Annotated in this window: 16 protein-coding genes; 7 read left to right on the top strand and 9 right to left on the bottom strand. The window is 38.9% G+C overall.

The window, feature by feature from the left end; translation table 11 throughout:
- Positions 1-129 precede the first annotated feature (129 nt).
- The 4 genes from ACDZ29_RS04160 (at position 130) to ACDZ29_RS04145 (ending at position 1,981) form a co-directional block, all read left to right on the top strand.
- Positions 130-741, top strand: a complete 612-nt coding sequence (locus ACDZ29_RS04160) for a flavodoxin domain-containing protein (RefSeq protein ID WP_370016210.1) — start codon at positions 130-132, stop codon at positions 739-741.
- Complete coding sequence (locus tag ACDZ29_RS04155; RefSeq protein WP_081112861.1) at positions 662-829, top strand: Fur-regulated basic protein FbpA; 168 nt, start codon at positions 662-664, stop codon at positions 827-829. The genes ACDZ29_RS04160 and ACDZ29_RS04155 overlap by 80 nt, the downstream gene beginning before the upstream one ends.
- Positions 822-971 carry an FbpB family small basic protein gene (locus ACDZ29_RS04150; protein WP_148357550.1) on the top strand — a complete coding sequence of 50 codons (150 nt, stop codon included), beginning with the start codon at positions 822-824 and terminating at the stop codon, positions 969-971. The genes ACDZ29_RS04155 and ACDZ29_RS04150 overlap by 8 nt, the downstream gene beginning before the upstream one ends.
- Before the next feature lie 557 nt (positions 972-1,528).
- The gene (locus ACDZ29_RS04145) at positions 1,529-1,981 is read left to right on the top strand and encodes a DinB family protein (RefSeq protein ID WP_370016207.1); all 453 of its coding nucleotides are present in this window, start codon (positions 1,529-1,531) and stop codon (positions 1,979-1,981) included.
- A gap of 29 nt (positions 1,982-2,010) precedes the next feature.
- On the opposite strand, the gene ACDZ29_RS04140 is transcribed toward ACDZ29_RS04145, so the two are convergent.
- On the bottom strand, positions 2,011-2,679 hold the full coding sequence (locus ACDZ29_RS04140; protein ID WP_370016206.1) for a DUF2238 domain-containing protein: 669 nt from the start codon (positions 2,677-2,679) through the stop codon (positions 2,011-2,013).
- A 95-nt stretch (positions 2,680-2,774) separates the two neighbouring features.
- The gene (locus tag ACDZ29_RS04135; protein WP_375090005.1) at positions 2,775-3,545 is read right to left on the bottom strand and encodes an alpha/beta fold hydrolase; all 771 of its coding nucleotides are present in this window, start codon (positions 3,543-3,545) and stop codon (positions 2,775-2,777) included.
- A 633-nt stretch (positions 3,546-4,178) separates the two neighbouring features.
- On the opposite strand from ACDZ29_RS04135, the gene ACDZ29_RS04130 reads away from it, so the two are divergent.
- Entirely contained in the window at positions 4,179-4,739 is a 561-nt protein-coding gene (locus tag ACDZ29_RS04130) for a peptidoglycan-binding protein (protein WP_289326200.1), read from the top strand.
- Positions 4,740-5,284: 545 nt separating this feature from the next.
- Here the strand turns inward: ACDZ29_RS04130 and ACDZ29_RS04125 are convergent.
- Positions 5,285-5,713: a hypothetical protein gene (locus ACDZ29_RS04125; protein ID WP_289315160.1), complete on the bottom strand. Its 429-nt coding sequence runs from the start codon at positions 5,711-5,713 to the stop codon at positions 5,285-5,287.
- A 223-nt stretch (positions 5,714-5,936) separates the two neighbouring features.
- Here ACDZ29_RS04125 and ACDZ29_RS04120 point away from each other — a divergent pair, with 223 nt between their 5' ends.
- Both ACDZ29_RS04120 and ACDZ29_RS04115 read left to right on the top strand, forming a co-directional pair.
- Positions 5,937-7,364, top strand: coding sequence for a phosphatidylserine/phosphatidylglycerophosphate/cardiolipin synthase family protein (locus ACDZ29_RS04120; protein WP_375090003.1), 1,428 nt, complete (start codon positions 5,937-5,939; stop codon positions 7,362-7,364).
- 163 nt (positions 7,365-7,527) lie between these two features.
- Complete coding sequence (locus tag ACDZ29_RS04115) at positions 7,528-8,379, top strand: MBL fold metallo-hydrolase (protein ID WP_375090002.1); 852 nt, start codon at positions 7,528-7,530, stop codon at positions 8,377-8,379.
- A gap of 122 nt (positions 8,380-8,501) precedes the next feature.
- On the opposite strand, the gene ACDZ29_RS04110 is transcribed toward ACDZ29_RS04115, so the two are convergent.
- From ACDZ29_RS04110 to kynU, 6 genes are all read right to left on the bottom strand, one after another.
- The gene (locus tag ACDZ29_RS04110) at positions 8,502-8,837 is read right to left on the bottom strand and encodes a hypothetical protein (protein ID WP_375090000.1); all 336 of its coding nucleotides are present in this window, start codon (positions 8,835-8,837) and stop codon (positions 8,502-8,504) included.
- A gap of 164 nt (positions 8,838-9,001) precedes the next feature.
- Positions 9,002-9,634: a LysE family translocator gene (locus ACDZ29_RS04105; protein ID WP_289315164.1), complete on the bottom strand. Its 633-nt coding sequence runs from the start codon at positions 9,632-9,634 to the stop codon at positions 9,002-9,004.
- A gap of 199 nt (positions 9,635-9,833) precedes the next feature.
- On the bottom strand, positions 9,834-10,460 hold the full coding sequence (kynB, locus tag ACDZ29_RS04100; RefSeq protein ID WP_289315165.1) for an arylformamidase: 627 nt from the start codon (positions 10,458-10,460) through the stop codon (positions 9,834-9,836).
- 63 nt (positions 10,461-10,523) lie between these two features.
- On the bottom strand, positions 10,524-11,378 hold the full coding sequence (kynA, locus tag ACDZ29_RS04095) for a tryptophan 2,3-dioxygenase (RefSeq protein ID WP_289326197.1): 855 nt from the start codon (positions 11,376-11,378) through the stop codon (positions 10,524-10,526).
- A gap of 55 nt (positions 11,379-11,433) precedes the next feature.
- Entirely contained in the window at positions 11,434-12,855 is a 1,422-nt protein-coding gene (locus ACDZ29_RS04090) for an amino acid permease (protein WP_375089999.1), read from the bottom strand.
- 130 nt (positions 12,856-12,985) lie between these two features.
- Positions 12,986-14,263: a kynureninase gene (kynU, locus tag ACDZ29_RS04085; protein ID WP_375089998.1), complete on the bottom strand. Its 1,278-nt coding sequence runs from the start codon at positions 14,261-14,263 to the stop codon at positions 12,986-12,988.
- Positions 14,264-14,384: the final 121 nt, after the last annotated feature.

The following is a 14,384-nucleotide window of genomic DNA, read 5'->3' as shown; positions in this document are numbered from 1 at the left end:
AAGCGAAAATATCCGTTCCTGATTCATCCTTCATATAATTAGCGGAGGTAAATAATTGACAATGATAATCATTTTCATTTATAGTGAGGTGTGTAATGAAATTAATTCTCAATTAGGAAGGTGATATAGATGAAGGTATTCATTGGTTATGTCAGTTTATCCGGTAATACCGAGAAAATGGCTATGAACATAAAGAATAGAATGAAGGCTGTCGGCTGTGAAGTATATATGGAAAGATTGGATACTGTTGAAGTTGATGCCTTAAAGGATTTTGATTTGGCCTTTATTGGTTTATATACATGGAATCTTGAAGATTTACCGTATGAAGCAAACGAATTTTATGAAGAAATTGACCAAGTGGACTTTGCTGGAGTTAAAGTCGCATTCTTTGGTGCCGGCGACTTGACCCATTCGAAACCGTGCGCCGCGATAGATATCCTTTCCGATAAAATGAAGCGATTTGGATTTAATGTATATGATCGAGTATTGAAAATACACCATGAAAGCAGTACATACGACCGATTAAGGAAATGTGAAGACTTTGCAGAGCATGCCCTTATATGGGGAAGCAAGAGGAAGAAGTGGAGATTCTTCATGTGGGATCGGATGCTAGGCAACCCAAAATACCAAAAATCAGCATTTTTGTTAAGGAGGGCCCTTGATGATTACCCAATTAAGTGCAAAGGGAGAAGCAAAAAAAGAGGAACTTATCCAAGAACTTCTGAAATTCGGGATTTTTAAAAAATATAATAAACAACTATACGAGCTTCCGTTAGTAGTTTTACAAAAGGAATTCAATCACTTGAGAGGTGAATTAAAAAATGTCTAGGAGAAAGAAATCTTATACTGAATTGCTAAAAGAAAACCGCGAACTTCTGTTGCATGACAAAATAGAAGTGGAACGCATTTATACAAAAATCGATCAAAAAGCTATCAATGAAAAAAAGGAAAGTAAGCAAGTACAATCATGACTGGTTTAAATTTGAACGTTGCCTCCAGGCAATCGCATTCCGCGGTCGGTCCGCCCTCGGGCGCTCTTTTCCCGCAGGAAAAAGGGATTTAGAATGGTCTCAATCCCTTTCACGATTTTACCGAGGGAATGATTACCATGATTTCAAAACAAGACTTGGTTATACTTCATGATTTTTTACTGTTTTATATATGGGGTGAAACCCCTACTAGATTGAAGAAATTTGCGACACTCCTACCGAAAAACTGGCTAGCCCCGAGACCCCACAGACGCTTACGGCGAGGGAGCGGAATTCTGAAAACAGCTGGAACGTTTTTAAAGAAAACTTGGTTACCCTTAATGGTTTGTTACTATTTTATGAAAACAGCTGGAACGTTTTTTAAATTGCAGGGAAACTCGCTTTTTTTCGGGTTTGTCTGCAGTCTGAACCGAAATCCATTTTTGATTTCGGTTTTTTCTTTTGGGTCAGTTATTAAATGCTGTTGATTGAAGAAGAAGGTATTTTCTGGTTGGTTGCCGAATAAAAATCCTTTAGGTAAAACTTAGGGGGAGTGCAACTTGAAAAATGTAATAGATGGAATCAATAATTGGATAGGTTTTATACCAGAAGAGTTCAACCGGATGACAGAAAAAGAATTAAATCATCGACCAATGCCACACAAATGGTCCAAAAAAGAGATTTTAGGACATCTATGCGATTCTGCATTGAACAATATGAATAGGTTTATCAAGATTCAGTACGTTGAACAGCCATATGTTATACAATCATATAATCAAGACCAATGGGTATTAGTCCAGAATTATCAAGAGCGACCAATGGATGAGATAGTTAACCTTTTTTGTACTTTAAATAAGCAAATCGTACATATAATAACGAATACACCAAATGATAGATTATCTAATCTTTGTGATATCGGAAATAATCAACAAAAATCATTGGAGTGGCTAATAAATGATTATCTAGAACATATGGAACATCATATTAACAATCAAATTCTAATTAAAAAATAGTGATCTATATAGATCATTATTTTTTAAATTTATCGTTTTTCAGAGCCTTTCTTTTTGTTTTCTTCTCGATTTTTCACTTTTCGTAACAGCTTGTCATGAAGTTTGGATAAGGTTAACAATACAAGGATAGAGCCGATTAAGGTTAACGACATATCCCATTGTGCGTCCCAGATATCACCCTGTGTTCCTAAAAATTCCTTTGAAGCCTTTCCGCCTTTTGAAATGATGGCAGCTATCCATTCGATGATTTCATATAAGGCTCCAATGGCTAGCGCAAAACTTAATGTGACAGCAAATAACCAGGGTCCTTTTGTTAGAGGGGTTTTACGTATTACTATTTCTCTAATTACAATCGCAAATAAACCTTTTAGGAAATGTCCAAACCGATCATAGTGGTTCCGGTTTAGATCGTAATGATCTTTTATCCAATTAAATAGAGGAACTTTTGTGTACGTATAATGGGCACCGATGAACATGGTAATTGAAAGAACGGCAATAACGAAATAGGATAATGTAGTAAGGCGGAATTTATTATATGTAGCCATTACATAAATCAGAAACACAACGGCAGGAAGTACTTCCATTGTCCATATCAAGTATCCTTCAGGCTTAATAACTGACCAAATAAAAACTGCCGTTACTAGCAATAGTAATATTAAATGAATCAGTGTACTTTTATCTCTTCCCAATTTTTTCACTCCATAAATTTAGGATATGTACAATAGTAAAAGAATGAAATTTTCTACATAGTAGTACTTGATGGATTGGTTTATTCGTTTATAAATAGAAAGAATCAAACAGTTGTATGGATAAAATGCTTAATACTTTCATTTAAATCATTAGCCGCTTTTGTAGGGATCTGATGCTTTACATGATCAATAAATTTTAATTCCGTACATGGCAATTTTTCATGCAATAAATTAGCATAATGATAAAGTGGTTTATCTTTTTTACCATAGATCAGTAAAATTGGCAGGGTGATTTTCTCTAGCTGATGGGTACAGTTATAATGCAAACTATAATAGTAATACTGCTCGATATTTCTGGCATCTCCTTTTAGGGCTTCATTAAACATTTTGTTGAACAAATTTTCCGTATTTGAATTACTCCATGAAATGGATAGCGCAAGAATTGGAACTGCGTCTTTATTTGCAAGTGATATTCCTAAAGAGATCTTTTGCTTTAAATATTTATCCCTCACTTCAGACATTCCACCTATTACAATGCCTCCTAGTGCCCTATCGGCACAACTCAGCAAAAATTCCAATACGATAGAGCCGCCGGTTGAATATCCGCATATGATTGCTTTTTTAATTTTCAAATGATCCAACAGTTGTTTGATATCTTCGATAATCAGGGGATAAATTACTGGCAGTCTTGAATACTGACTTCTTCCGTGACCCCTAATATCAAAAGTTATAACTTTGAATTCTTGGGATAATTCCTCCATTTGGTATTGGAAATTCACACTAGTCAGTACTGGAGGATGAATAAAAACAATAGGAGCCCCTTTTCCCTTAACAGAATAATACAAGCTAGTACCGTCCACATCTAACATTGGCATGAGTATTCACCTCAATAATCTTAAATCATTTTTCAATCATTGAATGGCTATACTATTTAATAAACAACTTTTTGATAAGCGTTTGGATTTCAGCATAAAAATAAATTTCCATTCGAAGGGTACTTGCATAATATCCCTCCTGAAAGAATTTTCCCTTAAAAACATGTTTTTATTACTAATTGTTACGGTAATAAACATCTTGAATTTTTGGGGTTCTTTTGAACAAGATATAAGAGTTCAGGAAATGAACAAAAATAGGTGATGAAAATGAAGGCAAACATGGATAAAATTTTACCAGTTGTCGCTTAGGGTCGGAGTAGGTATTGCCACTTATCAAATGTTGAGTGGAAATGGCGGGAAAATGAAAAATATGATGCCGCTTGCTACTAACTTGATGGGAATGGGAACTGGGATGCAAGGGCAGAATCAACAACCGTCAGATTATTTTTTTATTCAAGAAACGAGGTCTCCATCAAATAAGCTTCGGAAATGCACCCCGTAGATACTATTTACCATTTTTTATAATTTAAGTAATAAAACACCAAATACATAACTCCATACGTTATAATGAATGGGCTCCAAGGAAAGTAAGTCAGAAACCTGCAGGAGTGATTATATGAATGGAGGTTATTTGTGTTGAAGAAGAAAGTATTGGTCATCATTCCAACCGTTGCCCTGATGTTAGCCCCTTTAGGAATGGGAACTTCAATTACCCAGGCAGCATCTAAGGGCAGTCAAACCCAGAAAATCGAAACGAAGGCGGAAACGCGCCCGACCCTCCGGAAAGGCTCGCGTTCTAGTTATGTAAGAGACTTACAGCAAAGCCTTAAAGATGTTAAATATAATGTAGGCGTTGATGGGATTTTCGGCACCCAAACACAAAATGTCGTAAGAGAGTTTCAAGTGGATCATAACCTGGGTTCAGATGGTATCGTTGGACCATTGACATGGGCTGCCTTAGATGAAAATAAGGTAGAAAGAAAACAGTTCACGGAGAAAGACGCGATTGCGTTAGGTAAAAAGAAGCTGGGTAACAATATCGTTTTCAGCGGTGATGGCAGATTGCTGAAAGACGGCAAAAGAAAATCATATTACAATTATAAAGCAGCTAATAAAGATTGGATGGATCAAGGCGGGTCAGGAACGATTGGGTGGTTCCACATTTACAAAGATGGCCGTGTAGTGGAACAATAATGGGATATACAATGGTCTCACTATAAGTGGGATTTTTTTATGTATAAGCATGGATTTTATAAGGGGAATGAATATATCTATATTTTTCTATAAATAACAAGTAAATACAGATATAATAGAAAGTGGACAGCAATTTGGTATAGTGGGCAGCGGTCACTCCTTTAATGAAAGGGGGTGTCGCTGGTGATTTCTATTATGGACGGACTGATGCTTATGATTTCATTTGCCTCTTTAATCGTCGCAGTAATCGCGGTTACATTAAAAAAGTAACCCCCTCCATACCATCCGGCCAGATGTATGTAGGAAAAGGGTTACTTTCATGATTGAGTAGCTACTGACTTACCACAGAAAGCCGCTGCTCTTTATGCAGTTTGCTGTTCATTAAGACGCTGGTCTAACCAGTGTCTTTTTTTATATATGTTAGTTATCTTTATTATATCCTCATTTTACCTATACATTCAACTAATAAACATGGAAAGAGACTAAAATCCATTTCTCGATTAGCTTCTTAAATAACGAAGCTTTCGGATTCCAAAGGAGTTCCACTAAATCATTTCCAGTTTGAATAATTTCCTTCCTTTATAAGATACAATCGAAGGAATCAAACAAAGCAAGGCCATCGGTAAACAATAAAGAAGATAGAAGTGCCCCCCGTTTTCCAGCAAGGGAATATAGGCTAAAGCTGTAAAAAATAAGACGGAAAATATGATTGTGAAAATCCCGAAAGACTGATGATAGAACGCATGAATTTCCCTTCTTCGTTCCGCTTGATTGGGTAACGTCATTGCTGCTTTATGCGTTCGAAGGAATAGGTACAAGGAGAACATTAGAAATAATGCGGAAAATGGTAAAGCGACGGCAAATAATGAAACGTCTAGAATGGAAAGATAAAAGCTTGATAAAAAGAATACCTCTGACACACCTAAGGCAAAACAATAATTGAAAATACTTATTCTATCAGGTTGTTTAAGCATGAAATCCCTCCTTCTATATCATATTATGCAACTGCTTTCATGTTCACCACTTTGTCACATTTAAAAGGAAAATAAATGCACCAATTTCTACCCAAGAATGACCTAGATAGGCGCCGCTGGCTAACTGATCAGATGCGTTTTTATTTCTGCTTGAAGATGTTGAATAGAGTCTTTGCATATTACGAATAGTATTAAAATATCGCTAAAAGGGGGGGAGTGCTCAATGACTGTAAAAACGGCAATTAAAGGAGTGCTGCTCGTTCTTCTAATGTATTTGCTTTATGTAGTGGTGACGGCAGTGGTTCTTTTCCCCAAAGAAGAAAAAGAAGAAGATAGGCCGATTAATCAAGTAAGTGCATATATGGGAGAGAAGGAAGCCACCGTGGATCGTGTCCTTCTTCTCGAAGACGGTTATGAGTCGGGACTCGCCCGAATGCGAATGATCCAGGAAGCCCAGAATTCAATCGATATTGCCTACTATGCTTTTGGAAAAGGCAAATCAACCGAACTTTTTCTTGGAGCCTTGATCGAAGCTGCTGACCGAGGTGTCAAAGTCCGAATCCTTCTGGATGGAATATCTCATGGACTCAGAGGTCAATTAAGCAGTGCCCGTTATGCATTGGCCTCTCATGAAAACATTGAATTAAGATATTACGAAACCTTTAAGCCATTTAAGCCGTGGACCTGGCATAATCGCCTTCATGATAAGATCATCACTGTAGATGGAAAGTTAGGCATCATCGGAGGGAGAAATATTGCCGATAAGTATTTAGCTAGCAAGCCGCCGAGGAATTTTGTCTATGACAGGGATGTACTCATTTTCAATGCTAAAGAGGAGAAAGATAGTGTAATCGTTGAAATGAAGGACTATTTGCATGAATTATGGACCCATCCGTATACGAGCGATGTTTTTTCGGACCTCTCGAAAAGGCAAACGGAGAAAGGAAAACGTGAAAGAGATGCATTAGCGAATCAATACAGTAAAGCTTTGAAAACTAATGTAGATTTCGTTAATCCTGCCGTCGATTGGAGCAAGGCTTCAACACCTACTAAAAAAGTGTCCTTCATACATAATCCCATCGAGCGTTTCAATAAACACCCAATTGTTTGGAGATCTCTAGTGGATATTGCGGCAAATGCCAATCAATCGGTACTCATCCAAAGTCCATATATTGTTCCTGCGGATGCCTTGAAGGAATATGTACCGAAGCAGATGGATTCAAAGGCTAATTGGACGATACTTACCAACTCGGTGGCATCAACCCCGAATGTGATCGCTTTTTCAGGTTACTTGGCGCTTAGGGATAGTATCGTTGAGACGGGCGCAAGGCTTTATGAATATGCAAAGCCTTATTCTTTGCATGGCAAATCGGTTGTCTATGATCAACGATTAAGTGCAGTGGGTTCCTACAATTTGGATTCTCGATCTGCCTTTTTAAATACAGAATCGATGGTGGTCATCGATAGTGAAAAATTTGCAGCGCAATTGACAGGAGCCATCGAGTCGAAAATCTCAAATAGTACACTCGTTGCGGACAATAATAAATATATAGAACCACCTGAAGATCAGAAAAAGGAAGAGTCTTTTTTTAAAGCCACCTTTTTAAATGCCCTCTCGAAAGTTACGGTATATTTGAATAGGTTCATTTGAATGATGACGAAAAGACAGCAATCCCAGTGATTGTTGTCTTTTATTAGTCGTATTCGTTTTAAATGGATCATTAGCTAATTAACAAATGTTTAATTTGCTATACTTGAAAAAAGCCAATCAATATATTGGGGATATCATCCAATATCCGAAGGAGAACAGAAACATGCAAACATTACAGCATCTATCGAAACATATCGTCTATCTGCCGCCAGTTCAGGTAACCGATCGGCCGGTTCTTGCCGCCGTTACGGGAAACAAGAAAACGCTCATCATCGATGCCGGGAATTCCGTCCAGCATGCACAGCTCTTTAAGGACGAATTGCTTCGGAATGATTTAAGCGGGAATTTCCTTGTTCTTACCCATTCCCACTGGGACCATGTTTTCGGACTGGAGTATATCGGGATTCCGGTAATTTGTCAGGAAAAAACATACAACAACATTAAAGATATGCAGCAGCTTTCATGGGAAGATCAGGCACTTGATCAACGGGTCGAAGAAGGGACAGAGATTCCCTTTTGCGCCGATGCAATCAAATTGGAACATGGGACGAATAGAGAGATTTCCCTGCCCCTGCCCGATATCATCTTTGAAAAAACGATGACAATCGATCTAGGCAATGTAACCTGTGTAATTGAACATGTCGGCGGCGACCATGCCAAAGATTCCTGCATCATTTATGTTCCAGAAGAAAAAACATTATTTCTGGGAGACTGCCTTTATGCCAATCTTTATGCTGAAAAATGGAATTTTACGGCTGAACAGGCATCTCTGCTCGTTAAGAAAATTGAAGCCTATGATGCCGATACATATATACTCTCCCATCATGAGCAGCCTTGCACGAGACTGGAAATGGAGGCGGAGCTTAAGCTAATGAAAGAATGTGCCAGAACCGTGGTCGAACATCAGGGAAATCGAGCTTTAATGGAGGCGGAATTGGTTAAAGAGTTAAACCGGGATTTAACGGAAGATGAGCTCGAAACGATTGGATTTTTCGTAAATGGTTATGTTGAGTGATTTGAACACCTGGTAAGTTAAAGAACACAAAAAGGTAAACAGGTTTATTTTAAAGGTTTGGGTGGGGTATGAGTTTGGAATTGGGCTCATACCCTTGGGTTTGCCCTTTTTCTGCAACAGATCTACACAAAATCGATAATAATCGATATTAGTACTGAAACAATAAGAACTGATAGGAAACCTGATATGATTCTCCCAGCTTTTGCTCCGCTATTATCGGGATGAATATGACCAATAATAAAGGAAGGGATGAAAAATATAGCTGAATAGATCATTGTATAATGAATGCCTGTATCTCCATTTGACCAAGCGATTAGGCCGATATTATTTAAAATAGTATCTCCAATACAAAATTCATCACCAAATCGAAAGGTGAACAATATTCCGATTAAACATAGGGCGAAAGAAAGTGAACCTAATCCGATATCTTTTGTTTTCCTAACTTCGATAGTTGGCATGTTTTTTCTCCTTGTATAAAAACACCAAATTATGGTTTTTTGTTGTGTAACATAACTCAGCAAGTACTTAAATCCCTACACCTGTATCAGAACCAAAATAGACCACTATAAAAACTGCACCTCCAATTGTTAGATGGTGTCTAACAATTAGGGTGCAGTTCTAATTAATTATGAGCTTTTTCCAAAGCTAGCTTTATCCCGAAACCAATCAAGACCGTCCCGGTTATACCCTCGAAAATCGCTTGGGTTTTAGGCTTTTTCATAAAAGCACTGATCTGGTTCAACAGATAGATATAAAATACAAACCACATTGCAGTTAAAACGGTATACGTAATGCCCATGATCAGGAACGGTAAAAACGTATCCTTGCCAGGATCCACGAACTGAGGCAGAAACGTTAAGAAGAAAACGGCCACTTTAGGGTTCAGCAGATTGGTAAGGAACCCTTGCTTAAAGCAAGACTGGTTTTCGTACCTACTTTTGACTGACGTTTCCGCCGCTGCAGCCACTTGCTTATTCCTTAATCCCCATAAGGTCTTGAAGCCTAGATATACCAAGTAAACGGCACCGACATATTTGAAGATGGAAAATAGTAAAGCGGATTTCACAATGATTGCCGAAAGTCCGAACACGGCAGCTGATGTATGGATAAGCAGGGCACAGCATGTGCCGAACATCGTTTTAAAACCTCCCGACGTCCCCACGGTAACGGTGTTCCTTGTGGCTATCGCCGTATCTGGACCAGGTAAAATGATGAGAAGAATGCACATGATGATGAACAAATAAAAGTTTTCCATATTCGAACCTCCACTCTTAGTGATGAATTCTGAAAATTATAACATAGATGTACTTGGTTTAGGGAGATAAATTCGATAGAGAGGGGAAATCGTCGGCTTGACTAATAAATACGGTGTTTAATGAAACAAAAAAACAAGCCAAATCATTTTTTGATCTGGCTCGTTTTTTTTATTAATTCAATACCAACACTGTTATATGTTAGGGTAACTTTTTCAAAACAGCACGTACCGGACTTCCATCTGCTTCAACTAATGGAAGTGGGAGGGCTGCCAACTCATAATTCCCTGGTCCTATATCGTCCAATACAAGCCCTTCCAAAATGTGAATTCCATGACCGGCAAGCTCATGATGGGCAGACAGTTCTTTACTATCCAATGGATCTACGGATGGCAAATCAAGACCGATAAGACGAACACCGAGTTCTGAAAGATATGCCGCTAATTCTGGTTGGATATGAGGAATGGTTTGTGGAAACACACGTTTATCCTTCCATGCGTCTGTCCGAATTAACAGACGGGTCACGCCTTGTAGATCCAGATTGGATAATTCATTGACTCCAATGCTCGTTCTGTTTGGTAAATGGATGACTCGGGCATTCCCCATATATAAATCGAGATCCAGTTCAATCACTCTTTTTCCATCGTTATCAAAATGAAAAGGTGCATCAATATGGGTACCAGTGTGAATGCTCATATTGATTTGACCTACATTGACAGATCCACTCTCTTCTTTACTCCAATTGACTTTGTAGGAGAAAGGTGTGTCTCCAGGCCAGACTGCAACGTTTTCATCCAGACGTTGTGAAATATCAATCCATGTTCCCATGCATCTTACCTCCATATCTTCTGGCTGTTGCTTTCTTTAAAAATTAACCTGCCTATTTTCCTCTTATAGCTTCGTTCTTAGGCTCCATAGTTCTGGGAAAAAGTGTTGGTCCAAGGCTCTTTTTAAATAGTTGACACCTGATGATCCGCCAGTACCTTGTTTATTACCAATAATCCTTTCCACTGTGGTCATATGATTAAAACGCCATAATTGCTGTTGATGGCCAATGTCCACTAACTTCTCGCCCAACTCATATAAGTCCCAATATTGCTCGACATCTCGGTAAACTGTCAGCCACGCTTCTTCTACACTGGTATTTGGTTCATATTTTTGTGACCAATCCCTGTTAAGCGCTTCTTGATCAATGGGTAATCCCCGCGCCACAAGGGCATTAATCGCCGCATCATAAATACTTGGCTCATTAAGGGCCTCCTGCATTTGTTCGTATAGATCTGTCTGATGTTGATAGACAGATAGCGTATGGACATTTTTGTTTCCTAGAGCAAATTCAATCAAACGATTCTGATAGGATTGGAATCCGGAAGATTGTCCAAGTTTATCCCTGAACTCCATATATTCTGCCGGTGTCAAAGTTGAAAGGACATTCCATGACTGAATCAATTGCTGCTGAATCCTTGAAACACGCGACAGCATTTTAAACGAGGGTTCCAATTTGTTTTGGCGAATAGACTCAGTAGCAGCTGTCAATTCATGTAAAATGAGCTTCATCCATAGCTCACTCGCTTGATGGATAATGATAAAAAGCATTTCATCATGATGATCGGAACATCTATGTTGACTAGTTAAAATCTTATCAAGGTGGAGATAATCTCCGTAAGACATCGACTTTTGAAAATCGGTTTGAATTTCTTTCTCAAGCCCAGTTATTGTTTGTCCATTGTTATCCATATTCTTCATTCCGCAATCCCCTCACTTTTCATATAAAAAACTGTGATCAATTTTTTCCGTCATTCTATTCTATCTTTTCTGCCAGAGTTTCCTCCACTACATTATGATTAATATTTCTTTTTTTCGAAACAAAATAAGCGACAGATAAAAATAGTAACCAAGGAATCCCGAATTGAAGCATGATTTTGAAATCCGTAAACCATGACGTAATCATCAAACTAAATAGAAGAACAGCTCCTAGTATCGTTAAATAGGGGAAACCGATCATCCTTACCGGTAACTTGCGTCCGCCTGTTTTATCCCATTTCACCCTGAAAAACAAATGGGAGATGAAGATCATAAGCCATGTGAACATGGCACCGAACATGGAAATCCCCATCATGAAGGCATAGGAAGAACCAGGAAGTAACGCATGAACGCCTGCAGCGATAAAAATCCCTGTTGAAGAGACAGCAAGTGCTTTTGTCGGAACACCCTTTTTGTTTAACTTTCCTAAAAAGCTAGGTGCATTTTTTCCACGTGCCAATGAAAACATCATCCGTGTTGAAGCATAGAGCTGAGCGTTCATGGCAGAAACGGCAGCCGTTAAAATAATAAAGTTCATGATCCCGGATGCACCTGGAATGTTCAATATTTCCATCACTTTTACGAATGGACTTACCTCGATCCCAGCCGTTTTCCACGGAACGATCATCAGCATGATCCCGATTGTCAGCACATAGAAAGTGGATAAACGAAACACAGTAGCTTTTAATGCTTTTGGAACAGCTGCATCTGGATCTTTTGCTTCCCCTGATGTAACCGCTATCAATTCAGTTCCAAGAAAGCTGAATAAAGAAATAAATACGGCTATCCACATACCCTTCAAACCAAATGGGAAAAAACCGCCTTCATTCACGAAGTTTTCCGGTCCTATATGTGGCTGTTCGGATGAACCGAATAGTACATAGGCTCCAAGAAGGATAAAACCAACAATGGCACTTATTTTAATAAAGGAGAACCAATACTCAAATGTAGCAAATGTATTCACGCTGGTAGCATTTACATAAATCAGGACACCTGCAAACAACAAAATCCATACGATTCCCGGAACGGCCGGAAACCAATAATTCATATATACACTGACTGCACTCACTTCTACCCCAACAGCCAAAACATTGCCAATCCAATAGGAATAGCGGACAAGATAGCCTGCCATAGGAGTCATGTACTTTTCAGCAATGGCTCCAAAAGATCCGGAAGTAGGATGGGCAACCGTCATTTCGGCTAAACAGCCCATCAATAGTAAGACAATGAACGCCCCGAGAGCATAACTGAGCAATACACTTGGCCCTGCCGCTTGAATGGCAAGCCCGCTGCCAAGGAATAGCCCCGTCCCGATGGCACAGCCCATCGCGATCATGGAAAGCTGGCTTGTTTCTAACTCACGTTTTAATCCTTTCTCTGGCTCATCTTTAATGTTCAATTGAGTATTTTTGTTCTCCATAGTTCATCCCCTTTTTATCCAAAAGACTTTATCCTGCCCTAATGGGCAGTCAGTTTTAAGCGTAGACTAATGACGGGCTGATTCAACTAACCATTGGAGGGAAGAAGCCTCCTCTGCCGAAAAATTCACGTTATGCAACCACTTCACGTTCATTCTTGAATTTTTCATATTGTTTTTCTGACATGATTTTCTTGAGTATTTGTACTACTTCCCAAACTTCTGCGTAGGAAGTATATAGTGCAACTGGAGCAAGGCGAATGATATTGGGTGCGCGGAAATCGGGAATGACACCGTTTTCCTTCAATGCCTTACATATCCGTGCAGCTTCTTTATGCTCAAGGCTTACATGACCGCCGCGACGTATGTCTTCTCTAGGCGTTCCAATGAAAAAACCCATGTCTTCCAATTCGAATTCGACTAAATCCATTAAATATTGATTGATTTTCAGTGATTTTTCGCGAATATTCTCAATTCCCGCTTCTATAAAAATGTCTAATGACCCAATCAAAGGTGCACAACTTAACACATGCGGCGTTCCAATTTGATATGCGCCTGCTGATTCAGCTGGTGTTAAGGTATGTTCCATATCGAATTGTTTTTCTTTTTTGGAGCCGAACCATCCAGCCAATCCAGGCATCGTTCCAAAATGTTTTCGATTTACATATAAACCGCCAACACCGCCAGGACCGCCATTCAAATGTTTATAATTGCACCAATACGCAAAATCCACACCCCATTCGCTGAATGAATGCGGGATCGCACCAATAGAATGACATCCGTCAAAACCGATTACTATTCCTCTATTATGAGCTTCCTCAGTTAATCGTTTCATATCCAATATTTGACCGCTGCGATAGAGGACTGTAGGCAAGATGATCAAAGCGATGTCATCGGTCATTGCTTCGATGATGTCATCCTCTTCAAGAAACCTTCCATCGCGGCTTTTCACGCGGATAAGATCGATTTCCGGATCGTATCCATGTTTACGCAGCTGACTTTGAAGAGCATAAATATCAGTCGGAAAGGTTAGTTCATCTGCTAAAATTTTTGTACGCATGCCTTCCGGCTTATAAAAAGTAGCTACAAGTTGATGCAGATTTACAGTTGTGGAGCCGGTTACAATAACCTCCTCGGGAGAAGCTCCGACCAATTGGGCCATCTTCGCGCCCAATTTCTCTGCCATGAAAAACCATGGGTGATTCCCTTGTGTCCATCCATCAATCCCATGTTCCTTCCAATCTTCCAAAGATTCCAAAAGAGTGCGTTCAGCCCTTTTCGACAGAAGCCCCAATGAGTTTCCATCCATATAGATCGAATCCGGCTTTAAATAAAACTCTTCTCGAAAACCTTTAAGTGTATCTATCTCATCCAATTGTTTTGCATAATTCAACGTGTATTCTGAAACCATAATCATCCTCCTATATTAGTTTATCTAATATTCTAGGAGAATCGTACCAAAGAATATGACATGATGTCAATAAGTTAATTCAGAAAATTATAAACATTAGATCATTCACAAAAAACATTTT

The organism is Peribacillus sp. RS7, assembly GCF_041956845.1.
In the GTDB taxonomy this organism is placed as follows: Bacteria; Bacillota; Bacilli; order Bacillales; family DSM-1321; genus Peribacillus.
The sequence above is the reverse complement of the archived record's forward strand: the minus strand, read 5'-3'. Positions and strand labels throughout refer to the sequence as shown.

What these genes read in the sequence shown, in the direction of transcription:
- kynU (WP_375089998.1), bottom strand. Translation starts at nt 14,263, where the DNA reads ATGGTTTCAGAATACACGTTGAATTATGCAAAACAATTGGATGAGATA.
- ACDZ29_RS04110 (WP_375090000.1), bottom strand. Translation starts at nt 8,837, where the DNA reads ATGCCAACTATCGAAGTTAGGAAAACAAAAGATATCGGATTAGGTTCA.
- ACDZ29_RS04135 (WP_375090005.1), bottom strand. Translation starts at nt 3,545, where the DNA reads ATGCCAATGTTAGATGTGGACGGTACTAGCTTGTATTATTCTGTTAAG.
- ACDZ29_RS04105 (WP_289315164.1), bottom strand. Translation starts at nt 9,634, where the DNA reads ATGGAAAACTTTTATTTGTTCATCATCATGTGCATTCTTCTCATCATT.
- ACDZ29_RS04125 (WP_289315160.1), bottom strand. Translation starts at nt 5,713, where the DNA reads ATGCTTAAACAACCTGATAGAATAAGTATTTTCAATTATTGTTTTGCC.
- ACDZ29_RS04150 (WP_148357550.1), top strand. Translation starts at nt 822, where the DNA reads ATGTCTAGGAGAAAGAAATCTTATACTGAATTGCTAAAAGAAAACCGC.
- ACDZ29_RS04120 (WP_375090003.1), top strand. Translation starts at nt 5,937, where the DNA reads ATGACTGTAAAAACGGCAATTAAAGGAGTGCTGCTCGTTCTTCTAATG.
- ACDZ29_RS04155 (WP_081112861.1), top strand. Translation starts at nt 662, where the DNA reads ATGATTACCCAATTAAGTGCAAAGGGAGAAGCAAAAAAAGAGGAACTT.
- kynA (WP_289326197.1), bottom strand. Translation starts at nt 11,378, where the DNA reads ATGAAGAATATGGATAACAATGGACAAACAATAACTGGGCTTGAGAAA.
- ACDZ29_RS04090 (WP_375089999.1), bottom strand. Translation starts at nt 12,855, where the DNA reads ATGGAGAACAAAAATACTCAATTGAACATTAAAGATGAGCCAGAGAAA.
- ACDZ29_RS04115 (WP_375090002.1), top strand. Translation starts at nt 7,528, where the DNA reads ATGCAAACATTACAGCATCTATCGAAACATATCGTCTATCTGCCGCCA.
- ACDZ29_RS04160 (WP_370016210.1), top strand. Translation starts at nt 130, where the DNA reads ATGAAGGTATTCATTGGTTATGTCAGTTTATCCGGTAATACCGAGAAA.
- kynB (WP_289315165.1), bottom strand. Translation starts at nt 10,460, where the DNA reads ATGGGAACATGGATTGATATTTCACAACGTCTGGATGAAAACGTTGCA.